General features: G+C 66.0%; 12 protein-coding genes. 7 read left to right on the top strand and 5 right to left on the bottom strand.

What is annotated here, in order from left to right; genetic code table 11:
- Nucleotides 1-6: 6 nt before the first annotated feature.
- The 3 genes from H1B27_RS25895 to H1B27_RS25885 form a co-directional block, all read right to left on the bottom strand.
- Complete coding sequence (locus H1B27_RS25895) at nucleotides 7-1,935, bottom strand: hypothetical protein (protein WP_197967989.1); 1,929 nt, start codon at nucleotides 1,933-1,935, stop codon at nucleotides 7-9.
- Between the two features lie 83 nt (nucleotides 1,936-2,018).
- A complete protein-coding gene (locus H1B27_RS25890) occupies nucleotides 2,019-3,209 on the bottom strand; it encodes an acetate/propionate family kinase (protein ID WP_197967988.1) in 1,191 nt (396 codons plus the stop codon).
- Between the two features lie 2 nt (nucleotides 3,210-3,211).
- Nucleotides 3,212-5,626, bottom strand: coding sequence for a phosphoketolase family protein (locus H1B27_RS25885; protein WP_197967987.1), 2,415 nt, complete (start codon nucleotides 5,624-5,626; stop codon nucleotides 3,212-3,214).
- A gap of 210 nt (nucleotides 5,627-5,836) precedes the next feature.
- Between H1B27_RS25885 and H1B27_RS25880 the strand changes: the two genes are divergently transcribed.
- From H1B27_RS25880 to H1B27_RS25865, 4 genes are all read left to right on the top strand, one after another.
- Nucleotides 5,837-7,000 carry a PA0069 family radical SAM protein gene (locus H1B27_RS25880; RefSeq protein ID WP_197967986.1) on the top strand — a complete coding sequence of 388 codons (1,164 nt, stop codon included), beginning with the start codon at nucleotides 5,837-5,839 and terminating at the stop codon, nucleotides 6,998-7,000.
- 23 nt (nucleotides 7,001-7,023) lie between these two features.
- Complete coding sequence (locus H1B27_RS25875) at nucleotides 7,024-7,479, top strand: VOC family protein (RefSeq protein ID WP_197967985.1); 456 nt, start codon at nucleotides 7,024-7,026, stop codon at nucleotides 7,477-7,479.
- A gap of 72 nt (nucleotides 7,480-7,551) precedes the next feature.
- Complete coding sequence (rnhB, locus tag H1B27_RS25870) at nucleotides 7,552-8,424, top strand: ribonuclease HII (RefSeq protein WP_197967984.1); 873 nt, start codon at nucleotides 7,552-7,554, stop codon at nucleotides 8,422-8,424.
- A 232-nt stretch (nucleotides 8,425-8,656) separates the two neighbouring features.
- The gene (locus tag H1B27_RS25865) at nucleotides 8,657-10,165 is read left to right on the top strand and encodes a glycosyltransferase family 39 protein (RefSeq protein WP_197967983.1); all 1,509 of its coding nucleotides are present in this window, start codon (nucleotides 8,657-8,659) and stop codon (nucleotides 10,163-10,165) included.
- Nucleotides 10,166-10,293: 128 nt separating this feature from the next.
- On the opposite strand, the gene H1B27_RS25860 is transcribed toward H1B27_RS25865, so the two are convergent.
- Nucleotides 10,294-11,106: a uracil-DNA glycosylase gene (locus H1B27_RS25860; RefSeq protein WP_197967982.1), complete on the bottom strand. Its 813-nt coding sequence runs from the start codon at nucleotides 11,104-11,106 to the stop codon at nucleotides 10,294-10,296.
- Nucleotides 11,107-11,241: 135 nt separating this feature from the next.
- Here H1B27_RS25860 and H1B27_RS25855 point away from each other — a divergent pair, with 135 nt between their 5' ends.
- The 3 genes from H1B27_RS25855 (at nucleotide 11,242) to H1B27_RS25845 (ending at nucleotide 15,897) form a co-directional block, all read left to right on the top strand.
- Nucleotides 11,242-12,903, top strand: coding sequence for an electron transfer flavoprotein-ubiquinone oxidoreductase (locus tag H1B27_RS25855; RefSeq protein WP_061878488.1), 1,662 nt, complete (start codon nucleotides 11,242-11,244; stop codon nucleotides 12,901-12,903).
- Nucleotides 12,904-13,191: 288 nt separating this feature from the next.
- Nucleotides 13,192-14,988: a tetratricopeptide repeat protein gene (locus H1B27_RS25850; protein ID WP_082821979.1), complete on the top strand. Its 1,797-nt coding sequence runs from the start codon at nucleotides 13,192-13,194 to the stop codon at nucleotides 14,986-14,988.
- Between the two features lie 24 nt (nucleotides 14,989-15,012).
- Entirely contained in the window at nucleotides 15,013-15,897 is an 885-nt protein-coding gene (locus tag H1B27_RS25845) for a 4-(cytidine 5'-diphospho)-2-C-methyl-D-erythritol kinase (RefSeq protein ID WP_197967981.1), read from the top strand.
- A gap of 1 nt (nucleotide 15,898) precedes the next feature.
- Here H1B27_RS25845 and H1B27_RS25840 read toward each other — a convergent pair whose 3' ends face one another.
- Nucleotides 15,899-16,774 (bottom strand): alpha/beta fold hydrolase, encoded by an 876-nt coding sequence (locus H1B27_RS25840; protein ID WP_197968014.1) that lies wholly within the window; start codon nucleotides 16,772-16,774, stop codon nucleotides 15,899-15,901.
- Nucleotides 16,775-16,781 lie beyond the last annotated feature (7 nt).

Below are 16,781 nucleotides of genomic sequence, written 5' to 3'. Positions count from 1 at the left end.
GCTTCCTCAAGCTGCGAGGTCGATCATGATGTGACGGCGGAGCAGATGGCCGAAGGCGGCGAAGCGGTCGGTGGCACGCTCGACGGCGCGGGCGAGCTCGATCACCGACAGCGAGGTCGCGACGTCGAAGCCGCCGCGGAAGACCAGTGCAGTGATCGCGCGTTCGCGGCTGTCGGCGGCGTGCTCGGCGTCGATCAGGCGGGTCACGGCGGAGAGCGCGTCCTCGGAATCGGCGCGCCGTCCCTCCGGCACGTCGATCGCAGCCCCGACGCCGCTCGCGGCCACTTCGGTTGCGGTCTCTGCCACCGTGCAAAGCTCGGCCAGCGATGCCAGCAGGGATGGATCGGTCCTTTCCGGCATCAGCGAGGCGATGAATGCGGCCTGCTCCAGCTCGTCGACGGCTTCCTCGGCGCGATCGATCAATTGTCCGATCAGCGGGCGGGCATTGAGGCGGTCGACCTCGTTGCGGCTCTCGATCGCGATTCTGTCGGCCTTCTGCTCGATCGCGCCGCAGTGTTGCGTCAGCAGCTTGCCGTCGACGGGCTGGTTCGCGCGGAGCGCGGCAATATGGCGCGAGATCGCCGCGACGAGATCGTGGGCGAGGCCGATCTGGCGCAGCACGGCTGCCAGCAGCGTCCCATCGACGCGATCGAGGTGCCGCATCAGGTCGGCCTCGATCTGGTCGCGCACCGTCCTGACCGAGCGGCCCGCAAGCAGTGCCTCGGTGGAGGCGCGCAGAGATGTCTTCAGAAAATCGATCGCGGCGTTGCGGCCGAGCGCCTGGTCGAGCCGCTCGCCGAAGCCGATCCGCGTCGGAGCGACGTTCCGGACAGCAGAGCCCAGCAGATCGTTGCCCCCAAGCTCGAGGAAGCCGCGATGGCCGATCCGCTGACGCGCCGCCCATTCCAGGATGCGTGCCGCGTCGTCCTTGGCAACCCAGGTCCTGAGCAGCTTGCGCGCCTTGTTCCAGTCGATCAGGAAAACCAGTGCGGCCCCGAGTGCCGCGAGAAATTCGTTGCGATCGGCGCCGTGACCGGCCTGATACTGCCCGGTGACGAGATAGAATGAATTGTCTTCGCCGAGGCCGGCCGCGGAGTGACGATCAAGGCCGCTCCAAGTTACCTCGAACGCGTCGAACAGCGAGATGAAGAACTTCGCTCGCGCCAGATGCACGTCGGTGTAGGTCACCGTGACCGCGTTCTTCTTCACCGCGATCACGACGACATGGGCGTCCGTGGTGCCGATGTCGTTCTGGATCAGCAGCCGGCCGCCGGCGCGCGTAGCCATGGTGTCGAGGCCTGGATGGTTGAACTTGAGACCCCGCGTCGCGTTCAGGCCCTTCATGAAGGCCGCGACGGCCGGCCGGTCCTCGCTGTGCAGGCCGAAGACATGGGCGCCGTCGAGCGCTTCCTCCGAGCAGCTCGTCGCAAGCCTGATGAGCTGCTTGTGCAGATCCATGACGAGGCGATGCAGGCTGTCGCTGCCTGCATCGGCCACGCCGGTCAGGCGCGAGATGCGGGACATCTCGATCTCGCCGGTGGCATCGAGCAGGCCGGCTGTGCGGATAGCCTCGAGCCGCGCCTGCGCCCTTTCGCCGTCGCTCACCGCGCCGGCGCGGACGGCGCGGATCATGGTCGCTGCATCGTCCGCAATCTCCCGCATCAGCTCCGGAAGATCGGCGGCCGCGAGCCGGCCCTGTCCGATCAGACGGGCGCCGCCGATCAGCGCCGCGATCGCCGCGGGGGCGATGCCTGCAGTCTGACTTTCGACGGCGAGGTCATTCGCGGGCCGGTCAGGCTCCTGCGCATGCTGGGCCGCCGCCTGCAATGCGCTCATCCGCACCTTGATGCGGTCGTTGGCGGCGAGCCCTTCCGCCACCAGCGCGGGCAGCAGGATGCTGCCTTGTCCGAGCTCTTCGATGATGTGGGTCTTCATGATCTGTCCGCAACCAGGATTGATGCGCTCTCTTTGCCGCGAAACCGCGGCGGCAGCATTGCGGCAGATCATTCATAAAATTGTCACGTGACGTGGCGTCCACGGATCAAAGCCGCGCAATGGCGCGCGATCGTCATCTCTTCATCGGTCGGGATGACGAAGACATCGACGGTGCCGTCGGGGCCGTTGATGCGCCCGCGCGCCGCGTCGTTGCTGGCGGCATCGATGCGTACGCCCATCCAGGCGAGCCGCTCGCCGATCGCGGCGCGGATCTCCTTGGCGTGCTCGCCGATGCCGCCGGTGAAGACCAGGCAGTCCAGGCCGCCGAGCGTGGTCGCCATCATTGCGACAGCCTGCGCCGCACGGAAGCTGAAGAGATCAACCGCCTCTCGCGCCGCAACCTCGCCGCTCGCCAGCAGCGTGCGCATGTCCGCGGAGGTGCCGGAGACGCCGAAGAGGCCGGACTCGTGATAGAGCAGGTGCTGGACCTCGTCGACCGACATGTTCTCGTGCTGCTGCAGATAGAGCAGCACGCCGGGATCGATCGTGCCGCAGCGCGTGCCCATCACGAGGCCGTCGAGCGGCGTCAGCCCCATCGTGGTGTCGATGCTGCAGCCATCGCGCAATGCGCAGAGGCTGGCGCCGTTGCCGAGATGCGCGATGACGGTCCGTCTGGTCGCGAGCTCCGGCGCGATCTCGGCCAGGCGTCCCGCGACATATTCGAAAGACAGGCCATGAAAGCCGTAGCGCCGGACGCCACGCGCCTCGAATCGCCTGGGAATGGCGAAGCGGCTCGCAGGCGGCATGAGGCCGTGGTGGAAGGCGGTGTCGAAGCACGCGATCTGCGCCAGCCCGGGCCGGATCGCCGCGAACGTGCGAACCGGCGCAAGGCAGCGCGGCTGGTGCAACGGCGCCAATGGCGTCAATGCCTCCAGCTTCGCGGTGATGTCGTCCGTCAGCGCGACCGGGCCGGAATAATCCGGCCCGCCGTGAACGATGCGGTGTCCGACGGCGCGCAGGCTGCGTTCGCCGAACCGGTCCTCGATGAAGCCGAGCACGTCGGCGAACAGATGGCCGCCATCGGCGTCCGGCGCGTCCCGTCGTGTCTCGAACAGGTCTTCGCCCGCGGTGCCCTTCACCACGAGCCGGGGTTTTGCCTCGTGCTCGTCGAGCAGGCCCTTGCAGAGCAGGGAGGGCTCAGCCGCCGAGACATCGAACAGGCCGAACTTGATGCTCGACGATCCCGAGTTGAGGACGAGGATCGTGTCCGGCATGGCTAGTCACCGGCTTCGGCCGGCGTGTCGCCGCCGGCGCTGTTCGGCCAGACCCAGTCGCGGATCTCCGGCATGTCCTCGCCATGCTCGCGGACATAGCGGGAGTGCTCGATCAATTTGTCGCGGAACTGCTGCTTCACATGCGCGGCCTTGGTCGCCAGACCCGGCACGCGTTCGATCGCCTCGATCGCGAGATGATAGCGGTCGAGCCCGTTGAGCACGACCATATCGAACGGCGTCGTCGTGGTGCCTTCCTCGGCAAAGCCGCGCACATGCATGCCGGCATGGTTGGTGCGGTTATAGGTCAGCCGGTGAATGAGATAGGGGTAGCCGTGATAGGCGAAGATCACCGGCTTGTCCGAGGTGAACAGGCCGTCGAAGTCGCGGCCGGAGAGGCCGTGCGGGTGCTGATCCCTGGGTTGCAGCGTCATGAGGTCGACGACGTTGACGACGCGGATCTTCAGGTCGGGCAACGCCTTGCGCAAGAGGTCGACGGCGGCGAGCGTCTCCAGCGTCGGCACGTCGCCGGCGCAGGCCATCACCACGTCGGGCTCGCCCTTTCCGTCCTCCGTTCCGGCCCAGGTCCAGATGCCGATGCCGGCAGCGCAATGCGTCGTCGCGTCCTGCATCGAGAGCCATTGCGGCGCCGGCTGCTTGCCGGCGACGATGACGTTGATGCGGTTGTAGGTGCGCAGGCAGTGATCGGCGATCCAGAGCAGCGTGTTGGCATCCGGCGGGAAATAGATGCGGACGATGTCGGCCTTCTTGTTGGCAACGAGGTCGACGAATCCGGGGTCCTGATGGCTGAAGCCGTTATGGTCCTGGCGCCAGACATGCGAGGTCAGGAGATAGTTGAGCGAGGCGATCGGGCGCCGCCACGGCAGGTCGCGCGTGACCTTCAGCCATTTGGCATGCTGGTTGAACATGGAATCCACGATGTGGATGAAGGCCTCGTAGCAGGAGAAGAAGCCGTGCCGTCCCGTGAGCAGATAACCTTCGAGCCAGCCCTGGCAGAGATGTTCGCTCAACACCTCCATCACGCGGCCGTCCTGCGCGAGATGCACGTCGTAAGGCTCGATCGGCTCCATCCAGACGCGCTCGGTGGCCTCGAACACGGCATCTAGCCGGTTCGACGCGGTCTCGTCGGGCCCCATGATGCGGAAATTGCGCTGTTGTGCGTTGAGACGGATGACGTCGCGCAGGAATTTGCCGAGTTCGCGCGTCGCTTCGGCGACGGTGCCGCCCGGCTGCGGCACCTCGACTGCGAAGCTGCGGAAGTCGGGCAGCTTCAGCTCCTTCTTCAACAGGCCACCATTGGCGTGAGGATTGGCGCCCATGCGCCTGACACCTTCAGGTGCGAGCGCCTGAAGCTCGGGAGCGAGCGCGCCGTTCGCGTCGAACAGTTTTTCCGGCTCGTAGCTGCGCATCCAGTCTTCGAGCACCTTCAGATGTGCCGGATTTTCGCGGCAGCCGGCGACGGGGACCTGATGCGCGCGCCAAAAGCCCTCGACCTTCTTGCCGTCGACTTCCTTCGGGCCGGTCCAGCCCTTCGGGCTGCGCAGCACGATCATCGGCCAGCGCGGCCGCTCGACGCTTGTCCGCCCGTCGCGGGCGTGCAGCTGGATCGAGCGGATGCTGGCGAGTGCGACATCGAGCGCATCCGCCATGGCACGGTGCATCAATTTGGGATCATCGCCGGTGACGAACAGCGGCTCGTGGCCGAACCCACGGAACAGATCGCGGATCTCCGCATTTCCCATCCGTCCGAGCACGGTGGGATTTGCGATCTTGTAGCCGTTGAGATGCAGGATCGGCAGCACGGCGCCGTCATGAGCCGGGTTCAGGAACTTGTTCGAGTGCCAGGACGCGGCGAGAGGGCCGGTCTCGGCCTCGCCGTCGCCGACCACGCAGGCGACGATCAGATCAGGATTGTCGAATGCCGCGCCATAGGCGTGCACCAGCGCGTAGCCTAGCTCACCGCCTTCATGGATCGAGCCCGGCGTTTCCGGCGCCGCGTGGCTCGGAATGCCCCCGGGGAAGGAGAACTGCCTGAACAGCTTGCGCAATCCGTCCGCATCGCGCGCGATGTCGGGATAGATCTCGCTGTAGCTGCCTTCGAGATAGGTGTTGGCGACCATGCCGGGGCCGCCGTGGCCGGGCCCGCAAACATAGATGATGCTGAGGTCCAGGGCGCGGATCACGCGATTGAGATGGGCATAGATGAAGTTCAGGCCGGGCGTGGTGCCCCAATGGCCGAGCAAACGCGGCTTGATGTGCTCGGGCCGCAACGGCTCGCGCAGCAACGGATTGTCGAGCAGGTAGATTTGCCCGACCGAGAGGTAGTTGGCGGCGCGCCAATAGCGATCGAGCAGATCGAGGTCGCTGCTCGCTTCGGCCGTTTTTTGTTGGATTGTCATGTTCCTGCCGACCTTCACTTCCCGATCGTCACCAACCCGGTTCCGGGGCGATCGATCCGTCGGGCATGAAAGGGGATCGTCGTGACGGCCGTGTTGCGTGAGGTCAAAGGCGGGCGCGCGAAGTTTGGGCAGCTCTACTGTGCATGGGGTTGTTTTCACGTTTTTTGTTTGTGTTCTTGATTTGTTCCCGTGCCGTGCTATCTTGGTTGCATGAGTCCAGCATCCTCTCATGCTCTCAAGCACCCGCCGGTCACGGCGCCCTCCGAGCCGGCGGGTGCGCCTTCAGATTTCCCCGAGCTTGGCGTCGCCATCGATCGCGCGCGAAGGCGAGGCCGGGGCGCGCAATCCAATGCCAGCGGCCGCTACGAGGCCGAGGCCCGGGTCGCTTTCGATGACGGCTGGCAGAGCCTGGAAGAGCTACCGCCGTTCAAGACCAGTATCGGTGTCGACACCTCGCGCAAGGTGATCACCCGCAACGATTCCCCAGACATCGGCTTCGACCGCTCGATCAATCCCTATCGCGGCTGCGAGCACGGCTGCGTCTACTGCTTCGCGCGGCCGACGCATGCCTATCTCGGCCTCTCGCCGGGGCTGGATTTCGAGTCGAAGCTGTTCGTGAAGCCCGAGGCGCCGGCGTTGCTCGAGAAGGAGCTTGCCGCCCCCGGCTACGAACCCAGGATGATCGCGATCGGCACCAACACCGATCCCTACCAGCCGATCGAGCGCGAGCGAAAGATCATGCGCGGAATCCTCGAGGTGCTGGAACGCGCCAGCCATCCTGTCGGCATCGTCACCAAATCGGCGCTGGTCGTGCGCGACATCGACATTCTCCAGCGGATGGCCAAACGCAATCTCGCCAAGGTCGCCATTTCTGTCACCTCGCTCGATCCGAAGCTGGCGCGAACCATGGAGCCGAGGGCCTCGACGCCGCCGAAGCGGCTGGAGGCGCTGAAGCGGCTCTCTGATGCCGGCATTCCGACCACGGTGATGGTCGCGCCCGTGATCCCCGCGCTGAATGATGCCGAGATCGAGCGCATCCTCGATGCCGCCGCCCATGCCGGCGTCAAGGAAGCCTCCTATGTGTTGCTGCGGCTGCCGCTGGAGGTTCGCGATCTCTTCCGCGAATGGCTGATGGCGAACTATCCGGACCGCTATCGCCACGTCTTCACCCTGATTCGCGACATGCGCGGCGGGCGCGACTACGATGCCAAATGGGGCGAGCGGATGAAGGGCACCGGCCCGATGGCCTGGACCATCGGCCGCCGCTTCGAGATCGCCTGCGACAGGCTCGGTCTCAACAAGCGGCGTTCCAAGCTGACCACGGATCACTTTGCGCGGCCGAAGCGGAACGGCGATCAGCTCAGCCTGTTCTGACGGGAAGGTGGAAGAGGCATGGCATGAGTCAGGAATTGGCGGCTCCGGTGCCGAGGCTCACCGTCGTCACGCTTGGCGTGAGCGACATCCGCGCCAGCATCGCCTTTTACGATGCACTCGGCTTCTCGCGCCGGCTGAAGGCAACCGGCGAGGCCGTCGCCTTCTACGATACCGGCGGTCCGGTGCTCGCCCTGTATCCGTGGGATCAGCTCGCGGCAGATGCGGTCTTGCAGGACGCGCCGAGGCCGTCGACTTTTCGCGGCATGACGCTCGCCTGGAACTGCCGGACGCGTGAGGAGGTCGATGCGGTGCTGGCCTTCGCTATCGGGAAGGGGGCCAGCTTGCTGAAGGCGGCGCACGAGACCGACTACGGCGGCTATTCCGGCTATTTCACCGACCCCGACGGCCATGCTTGGGAGGTCGTGGTCGCGCCTGGTATCGAGGTAGGCGAGGACCGCCGGGTGCATCTGGCGGACTAGGACGGCCTGAATAGTGGGAATATCCTGGGTTCCCGGTTGCGCCGGCGAAGCCCCTTGCGCACGATCCCGGCCATGATTCGGGACACGTCCGCCAAGAACCCAGCCAAAGACGCGCCAACAAAGGCGGCTGCGAAGAAGGCTGCGTCTGCCAAGCCGGCTGAGACGCCTGCGGCCAAAACATCTGCAGTCAAGGCTTCGAAGGTTCCTGCCGGCAATAAAGGCATCATTGCCATTGCTCCCCCCAGCTTCCGCCGCGAGCGCGCGCTGATCAAGCGCGGGGTCTGGCCGGTCGCCGGCTGCGACGAGGCAGGCCGCGGCCCGCTCGCCGGCCCCGTGGTGGCGGCCGCTGTGATTCTCGATCCCGACCACATCCCGCGCGGCATCGATGATTCGAAACGGTTGACTGCCGAGGAGCGCGAGAAGCTGTTCGACAAGATCTGCGCCACCGCGCAGGTCTCGGTCGCCGTCGCCTCGCCCTCGCGGATCGACCGCGACAACATCCTGCGTGCCTCGCTGTGGGCGCTGAAGCGCGCCGTGGTGGCACTGCCCGAGACGCCCAGGCATGTCTTCGTCGACGGCCGCGATCGGCTCGACACCGAATGCGATTGCGAGGCCGTGATCGGCGGCGACGGTATCGTGCTGTCGATCGCTGCGGCATCCATCGTCGCCAAGGTGACGCGCGACCGGCTGATGTGTGCGCTGGCGCAGGATTGCCCCGGCTACGGCTTCGAGCAGCACAAGGGCTATGCCGTCCCCGAGCACCTCGAGGCGCTCGACCGGCTGGGTCCCACCATCCACCACCGCAGCTTCTTCGCCCCCGTCGTCGCCGCCCGCGCCAAGCATATGCCATGGACGGTCGAGCCGGTGCAGGATCTGTTCGCGGCGACAGCAGTCGAGGTGCAAGTGGACGCGGCCGTCGAGATCGACGTCTCGGCAAATCTCTGAATCGACCCCACAGCTCTACCATCCGTCATGGCCGGGCTTGACCCGCCATCCACGCCTTACACACCGTCCCAAGCCCGGGCATGACGACCGATAGCTCAGGTGTGCTTGTGCCTCAGCCTGTAAGAACGGGGAGAGGGGGCAGACCGAAGTTGCCACGACGCGCGGTGCCCCTTATCAAAGTGTTCGTGAGCGAATAGGGCCGGCTGGACTGGCTGCATCATTCGGACGTTGCATGCGGTTTACCTCCCTGGTCATCGAGCTCATTCGCGCCCGGCCGCGGCTGATCGTGTGGATTGCCGTGCTGCTCCAGGCTTTGATGTGGCTGTTCGTGGCGCTGGTGTTCTACCGCAGCCCGCCCGGCAACCTCGCGACGCTGCTGGCCTTCGGGAGGGAATACCAGGTCGGCACCGATCTCGGCCCGCCGCTGCCGGTCTGGCTCGCCGACATCGCCTATCGTGCCGCCGGCGGGCACATGCTGGGCGTCTATGTCCTCGCCCAGCTCTGCGAGATCGCGACCTTCATCGCGCTCTACCATCTCTCCCGTGCCGTGGTCGGCTCGCAGCAGGCGGTGCTCGCCGTGCTGCTGACGATGACAGTGCTGGCCTTCTCCTCGCCTACGCTCGACTTCGGCCCCCTGGTGCTGGCGCGGCCGCTCTGGGCGCTCTTGCTGCTGCATTCCTGGCAGATCATCGGCCAGCGTCGCGGCAATGCCTGGTTCGCCTGGTCGATCGAAGCGGGCCTCCTGCTGCTGACGACACCGGCGGCGATCTTTCTCCTCCTGCTGATCGTCGTCTTCGCGGTCTCGACCGCCGGCGGCCGGCGGACGCTGCGCGGGCTCGATCCGCTCTTTGCACTGATCGTCGTCGCCGTGCTGGCGCTGCCCTATGCGGTGTGGCTGGTGCGGGCCGAGACGTTGACAATGCCGGCCTTGCCGCAAGTCGCCGAGCTCAACGCCCGCGCGCTGCACGCGGCCTGGCTGTTCGGCGGACTCGTGCTCGGGGCTGCCGCGATCCCGGCGCTGACCTTCCTCAACACCGGGCTGTTCGACGGCAAGGGCGAGGAACCGCCGATCATCTACCGCCCGACGGTCGAGCCACTCGCGCGCAACTTCGTGTATTTCTTCGCGCTGGCTCCGCCGCTCGGCGCGGTGCTGATTTCCGGCCTGCTCGGGCTCGACTCCGTCGTCGGCGGCGCCGGTGTCGTGCTGGTCATGCCCGGGCTCGCCGTGGTCGTTGCGGCCGGCGATCTCATCGCGATGCGCCGCACGCGGATGCTGCGCATGGTATGGGCTGCTGCCATCATTGCGCCCGCGGCCGGCGTGGTGCTCGCCGTCCTGTTCCTGCCCTGGACCGGCGCCAACGAAATTGCGACCTCGATGCCGGCGCGCGCGATCTCGGACTTCTTCGACGAGAGCTTTGCCCGTCGCACCAACCATCGCCTGCGTGCCGTCGCCGGCGAGACGCAACTCGCCAGCCTGATCGCGCTGCATTCCGGCCGGCCGCATCTGTTCATCGATGCCGTTCCTGCGCGCACGCCGTGGATGGATCAGGCAAAATTCAGCGAGACAGGCGGCGTCGTGGTCTGGCGCGCGTCCGATACCGCCGGCACCCCGCCGCCGGACATCCTCAAGCGCTTCCCCGGCATCGTGCCGGAAGTCCCGCGCGCCTTCGAATGGCTGGTGACCGGCCGCCAGCAGCTGCTGCGCATCGGCTGGGCCATCGTGCGGCCGAAGGGGACTTAGGCCACGCACGTTGTCATTCCGGGGCTCGCGAAGCGAGAGCCCGGAATCCATCGAGCGGCAGAGTTGGTGGATGAATGGATTCCGGGCTCGCGGCTTTGCCGCGCCCCGGAATGACGCCGCGCATGTGGTTACGTCGCGCCTTGCGCCAGCACCTTCGCGATCGACCGCAGGTCCTGCCAGGCCAATCGCTTGTAGGATGGCGAGCGCAGGAGATAGGCCGGGTGGAATGTCGGCAGCGCGCGGATGGTGCGCCCGCCGGTGTCGTAATCGAACCAGCGGCCGCGGGTGCGCATGATGCCTTCACGCGTTCCGAGCAGAGTCTGCGTCGAGGGATTGCCGAGCGTCACCAGCACGTCCGGGTTCACGAGTTCGATATGGCGCTGGATGAAGGGCAGGCAGATCTGCGTCTCCTGCGGCGTCGGCGTGCGGTTGCCGGGCGGTCGCCAGGGAATGACGTTCGCGATGTAGGCGGTGCTGCGGTTGAGCCCGATCGCGCCGATCATGAGGTCGAGCAGCTTGCCGCTGCGTCCGACGAAAGGCAGCCCCTCAATGTCCTCGTCGCGGCCCGGCGCTTCGCCGACGAACATGATGCGCGCCTGCGGATTGCCGTCGGCGAACACCAGCCGCGTTGCGGTGTGCTTCAGCGCGCAGCCTTCGAAGCCCTGCATCAGCTCGCGCAGCGCCTCCAGCGTCGGCGCTGTGCGCGCGGCCTCGCGTGCCGAGGCGATGGCGACGTCCGGTGCAGGCGCGGCTTCGCCGCGCATGACCGCGGGCGCGGCGACCGGCCGCGGTGCCTCGACCGGCGCCGTGCGCGGGCTGGGCGGCGGAGCATCGATTTCCGCCAGGCGGTCGATCGGTTCCTCCGCAAGCGCGCAGTCAACACCGGCCTCCAGATAGAAGGCGAGCAGCTCTCGGACGGTGGGTGCGGGTTCGGGGATCATGGGAAAGTCTGACTTTTATATCACCTTGGACGGCCTTGCACCCCGACGAAACGCATTTCCATGGTTGTCCTACCCGGAAAAATCGGAAACAAGAGGGCGCAAACGACCGAGGACCGTCTCAAGGGCTGAGATCAGATGAGCACCGAAGAACTTCCCCCGCGCGAATCCATGGAATTCGACGTCGTCATCGTCGGCGCCGGCCCCTCCGGTCTGTCCGCCGCGATCCGGCTGAAGCAGCTCAACGCCGATCTCAACGTGGTCGTGGTGGAGAAGGGCTCCGAGGTCGGCGCGCATATTCTCTCCGGTGCGGTGATCGATCCGGCCGGGCTCGACAAGCTGGTCCCGGACTGGCGCGAGGATGCCGACTGCCCGCTGAAGACGCAGGTCAAGGACGACCGCTTCTACTGGATGACGGCCGGCGGCGCGATCAAGCTGCCGAATTTTCTGATGCCGCCGCTGATGGACAATCATCACTGCTACATCGGCTCGCTCGGCAATGTCTGCCGCTGGCTGGCGCGCAAGGCCGAGGCGCTCGGCGTCGAGATCTATCCGGGCTTCGCGGCGACCGAAGTGCTCTATGACGAGGACGGCAAGGTCAAGGGCATCGCCACCGGAGACATGGGCATCGGCCGCGACGGCAAGCCGAAGGACTCTTTCACCCGCGGCATGGAATTGCTCGGTAAGTACACGTTGTTCGCCGAAGGCGCCCGCGGCAGCCTGACCAAACACCTCATCAACAAATTCGCGCTGGATGCCAAGAGCGAGCCGCCGAAATTCGGCATCGGCCTCAAGGAAGTCTGGCAGATCGATCCCGCCAAGCACCAGAAGGGCCTGATCCAGCATTCGTTCGGCTGGCCGCTCGACATGAAGACCGGCGGCGGCTCGTTCCTCTATCATTATGACGACAATCTCGTTGCCGTCGGCTTCGTCGTCCATCTCAACTACGATGATCCCTACCTGTCGCCCTTCGACGAATTCCAGCGCTTCAAGACCCATCCCTCGATCCGCGGCACCTTCGAAGGCGCCAAACGGCTCGCCTACGGAGCGCGCGCGATCACCGAGGGCGGTTACCAGTCGGTGCCGAAGCTCAGCTTCCCCGGCGGCGCGCTGATCGGCTGCGCGGCTGGCTTCGTCAACGTGCCGCGCATCAAGGGCGTGCACAATGCGATGGGCACCGGCATGCTCGCCGCCGAGCACGTCGCAGCCGCGATTGCCGCCGATCGCGTTAATGACGAACTCGTCGAATACGAGAATGCCTGGCGCACGTCGTCCGTCGGCAAGGATTTGTTCCTGGTCCGCAACGTCAAGCCGCTGTGGTCGAAGTTCGGCACGGTGCTGGGCGTTGCGCTGGGCGGCTTCGACATGTGGTGCAACACGCTGTTCGGCGCCTCGCTGTTCGGCACCCAGTCGCACGCCAAGCCCGACCGCGCCACGCTCGATCCTGCCAAGAGCCATGCGCCCAAGGCCTACCCGAAGCCGGACGGGAAGATCTCGTTCGACAAGCTGTCCTCGGTGTTCCTGTCCAACACCAATCATGAGGAGGATCAGCCGGTCCATCTGAAGGTGACGGACATGAACCTCCAGAAGACCTCCGAACATGACGTCTTTGCCGGTCCTTCGAACCGCTATTGTCCGGCCGGCGTCTATGAATGGATCGAGGAGGGCTCAGGCCCGCGCTTCCAGATCAACGCGCAGAACTGCGTCCATTGCAAAACCTGCGACGTGAAGGATCCCAATGGCAACATCACCTGGGTTCCGCCCGAGGGCGGCGGCGGCCCGAACTACGAGGCGATGTAAGGGCAGGTCGGGTGATCTGGCGCACGTTCGCGTGAGGACCCGGCTGCGGCCACGCGCCGCGGCCACGATAAGGCCATAGTAGCGGCGTCTTGGGGCACTCTTGGCGGATTCGCCTGGCCGATTTGGGGCATGCGGCGGGGAGAACGGCCGGCCCGAATCCTTGCGGCGAAGCGCCAAAAGCGGCATTGTCGGCCGGACGGTTCCGGGTCCCTATGCCACCGGCCGCGTTCGCATGCGACACGGCCCCCTGTTGCAAACCCAGGCACTACCAACTCAAGGCGAGCCCTGATGTTTTCAAATCGTTTCATCCGCTGGACTGCTGCCGCCATCGCTCTCACGGGCACCGCGATCGCGGCGGTCCCCGGTGCGGTCCTGGCGCAGACGCCGGATCACCCGGAGAACACGGCGGCGCAGTTTCCGACCCGAAACGATCTGAAATCGCTCACCGGTGCCGGCAGCTATCTCGCCGCCCGCCATGCCAGCGTCGAGCGTGACGCGGCATCCGCCGCCGCATTCTACCGTTCGGCGCTCCGGACCGATCCCAAGAACAACGAACTGCTCGACCGTGCCTTCATCTCGTCGGTCGCCGACGGCGACCTCGAGGAGGCGGTCAAGCTCGCCGAACGCATTCTCACCATCGACAAGACCAACCGCGTCGCGCGTCTCGTCGTCGGCGTGCATGATCTCAAGCTGAAGAAATACGCGGCCGCGCAGGCCAACATCAACCAGTCGGTCCGCGGCCCGATCACCGATCTCGTCGCCACGCTGCTGTCGGGCTGGGCCGCCTATGGTGCCGGCGATGCCAAGGGCGGTGTCGCCACCATCGACAAGCTGGCCGGTCCGGAATGGTATCCGCTGTTCAAGGATCTTCACGCCGGCATGATCCTGGAACTCTCCGGCAAGGAGAAGGACGCCGGCACCCGCTTCGAGCGCGCCTACAAGCTCGACGATTCCATGCTGCGCGTGACCGAGGCCTATGCGCGCTGGCTCTCGCGCAACAAGGATTCCGCCGCCGCGACCACCGTCTACCAGGCCTTCGACAAGAAGCTCGCCCGTCATCCGCTGATCCAGGAAGGCCTGCGCGAGACCAAGGCCGGCAAGAAGATGCCGCCACTCGTCGATTCCGCGCAGGCCGGCGCCGCCGAAGCGCTCTACGGCATCGGCGCCACGCTGACCCGCCGCGGCGGCGAGGACCTGGCGCTGGTCTATCTCCAGCTCGCGCTCTACCTCCAGCCGACCCATCCGCTGGCGCTGCTGTCGCTCGCCGATCTCTATGAATCGGTGAAGCGGCCGAAGATGGCGATCAAGGTCTATGAGCGCGTGCCCGCGACCTCGCCGCTCAAGCGCAATGCGCAGATACAGCTCGCCATTGATCTCGACACCGCCGACCGCACCGACGAGGCGATCAAGATCCTCAAGGGCGTCACGACGGAGGACCCCAAGGACCTCGAAGCCATCATGGCGCTCGGCAATATCGAGCGCGGTCGCAAGCGGTTCGGCGATTGCGGCGCGACCTATTCGCAAGGGATCGACGTGCTGCAGCCCGGCAACGACAAGGCCAACAGCGTCTGGTACTATTATCGTGGCATCTGCGAGGAGCGCTCCAAGCAGTGGGCCAAGGCCGAGGCCGACATGAAGAAGGCGCTGGAGCTCCAGCCCGACCAGCCGCACGTCCTCAACTATCTCGGCTATTCCTGGATCGACCAGGGCGTGAATCTCGACGAAGGCATGAAGATGATCAAACGTGCCGTCGAGCAGCGTCCCGACGACGGCTACATCGTCGATTCCCTCGGCTGGGCCTACTACCGCATCGGCAACTACGAAGAGGCGGTGAAGAACCTCGAGCGCGCGATCGATCTCAAGCCCGAGGATCCCACCATCAACGACCATCTCGGCGACGCCTATTGGCGCGTCGGCCGCACGCTGGAGGCAAAATTCCAGTGGTCGCATGCGCGCGATCTCAAGCCCGAGCCGGAAGAACTTCCGAAGATCGAGGCCAAGATCGCCAACGGTCTCGCCGACGACAATTCGAACTCTTCTGCGGCGCAGGCCGAGAAGAAGAAGGACGACGGCAGGGGCGGCTGAGGTTTGCTTGGGGGCGTGTCGCCGATGTCGGCGTTGATTGAAGAGGGGCGGGCGAAGGTCAATTTGAGCCTTCGCGTCGTCGGCCGTCGTGCCGACGGCTATCATGATCTCGAAAGCGTGGTGGCATTCGCCGATTGCGCCGACCGGCTGACGCTGGAGCCGGGCGGCGAGCTGAAGCTCACCACCACCGGGCCGCTGGCGGAAGCCTGCGGCGAGACGTCCGACAATCTCGTGCTCAAGGCCGCCAGGCTTCTGGCCGAGGCGGTGCCCGGCCTGAAGCTGGGCGCGTTCGCGCTCGACAAGGTGCTTCCCGTCGCGGCGGGCATCGGCGGCGGTTCGGCCGATGCCGCGGCGGCGCTGCGGCTCCTGGCGCGTCTCAACGATTTGTCACTCGACGATCCCCGCGTTCAGAAGGTCGCACTCGCGACCGGCGCCGACGTGCCGGTGTGCCTCATCTCGCGCGCCTGCGACATGACCGGCGTCGGCGAGCAGCTGTTGCCGCTTGCGCTACCGAGCATGCCCTGCGTCATGGTCAATCCGCGCGTGCCGGTCGCGACCAAGGACGTGTTCCAGGCACTGGGGTTGCGCAACGGCGAGCTTCTGGTCGGCGTCACCGACGTCATCCGCGCGCCGGCCTGGCCCGGCGAGGGTGCCTCTATTTCGGATTGGGTCGAGGTTCTGGAAACCGTCGCCAACGACCTTGAAGCGCCTGCGCTGCGCATCGAGCCCGTCATCGGCGAGGTGCTGGAAGCCTTGCGCACCTCCGCCAGCGTCAAGCTCGCCCGCATGTCCGGCTCCGGCGCGACATGCTTTGCGATCTACGGCGCGCCGGCCGAAGCCCATGCCGCCGCCGAGAAGATGCGGCGCGACCACCACGGCTGGTGGGTGCATGCGGGGACCTTGAGCTAGTCTAACCCGCGCCGTCCCCGTCGAGTCCGATAAACCTTCGGATCTCACCCAACACCTGCTGCGGCTCGTCGTGCTGCAGCCAGTGTCCCGCGCCCGCGATGGTCCCGATGCGCGCCTGCGGGAAGTACCGCTCCAGGCCCGCCGCCCTGGCGCCGGCGAGAAAGCTTTCACCGGCATTGAGCAGCAGCGTCGGACAGGTGATGCGCGACCACAGCTCGATGTGATCGTCGGGCCAGAGCCGGTGCGGCGCAGTGGCGCGCTGATAGGGATCAAACTTCCAGCTGTAGGTGCCATCCTCGTTCTGCCGCGCACCATGCGTGGCGAGATGCAGGGCGAGATCGCGGGACAGGCGTTTGTTGTGAAGCATCATCTGCGCGGCGGCGTCCTCGAGGGTGGCATAGCGGCGCGGCGTGCGGTCGTGCAGCTTGTCGAGCTGGCCGACCCATTTGCCGATGCGCTCATGCGCCGGCGGCTTTGGCGTATCCGGCAACATGGTCACGCCGTCGAGGACCACGAGCTTCGAGACCTGTTCGGGGAATGAGCCCGAAAAGATCAGGCTGACCATGCCGCCCATCGAATGGCCGATGAGAGTGACCTGAGGCGCTGCGATATTGCGGACCAGCCGGGAGAGATCGTAGACATATTCCGTCAGCGCGTAGCTGCCGCCTCGGGTCCAGTCGGAATCGCCGTGGCCGCGCAGGTCGGGCGCGAGCACGTGAAAATGCGGTTGCAACGATCGGGCAATGTGATCCCAGCTCCGGCAATGATCGCGGCCGCCATGGACCAGGATGAGAGGTGGCGCGCTCTCATTGCCCCAGTCGGCGTAATGCAGCCGCAGGCCGTGCGATTCATGGAAGCGGCTTTGCGGGGCGAGCATCGTGGCG

The organism is Bradyrhizobium diversitatis, from assembly GCF_016031635.1.
Taxonomy (GTDB): domain Bacteria; phylum Pseudomonadota; class Alphaproteobacteria; order Rhizobiales; family Xanthobacteraceae; genus Bradyrhizobium; species Bradyrhizobium diversitatis.
The sequence above is the reverse complement of the archived record's forward strand: the minus strand, read 5'-3'. Positions and strand labels throughout refer to the sequence as shown.

Coding starts and splice junctions, on each gene's coding strand:
- H1B27_RS25855 (WP_061878488.1), top strand. CDS start 11,242: ATGAGCACCGAAGAACTTCCCCCGCGCGAATCCATGGAATTCGACGTC.
- H1B27_RS25860 (WP_197967982.1), bottom strand. CDS start 11,106: ATGATCCCCGAACCCGCACCCACCGTCCGAGAGCTGCTCGCCTTCTAT.
- H1B27_RS25845 (WP_197967981.1), top strand. CDS start 15,013: ATGTCGGCGTTGATTGAAGAGGGGCGGGCGAAGGTCAATTTGAGCCTT.
- rnhB (WP_197967984.1), top strand. CDS start 7,552: ATGATTCGGGACACGTCCGCCAAGAACCCAGCCAAAGACGCGCCAACA.
- H1B27_RS25865 (WP_197967983.1), top strand. CDS start 8,657: ATGCGGTTTACCTCCCTGGTCATCGAGCTCATTCGCGCCCGGCCGCGG.
- H1B27_RS25840 (WP_197968014.1), bottom strand. CDS start 16,774: ATGCTCGCCCCGCAAAGCCGCTTCCATGAATCGCACGGCCTGCGGCTG.
- H1B27_RS25875 (WP_197967985.1), top strand. CDS start 7,024: ATGAGTCAGGAATTGGCGGCTCCGGTGCCGAGGCTCACCGTCGTCACG.
- H1B27_RS25895 (WP_197967989.1), bottom strand. CDS start 1,935: ATGAAGACCCACATCATCGAAGAGCTCGGACAAGGCAGCATCCTGCTG.
- H1B27_RS25890 (WP_197967988.1), bottom strand. CDS start 3,209: ATGCCGGACACGATCCTCGTCCTCAACTCGGGATCGTCGAGCATCAAG.
- H1B27_RS25880 (WP_197967986.1), top strand. CDS start 5,837: ATGAGTCCAGCATCCTCTCATGCTCTCAAGCACCCGCCGGTCACGGCG.
- H1B27_RS25885 (WP_197967987.1), bottom strand. CDS start 5,626: ATGACAATCCAACAAAAAACGGCCGAAGCGAGCAGCGACCTCGATCTG.
- H1B27_RS25850 (WP_082821979.1), top strand. CDS start 13,192: ATGTTTTCAAATCGTTTCATCCGCTGGACTGCTGCCGCCATCGCTCTC.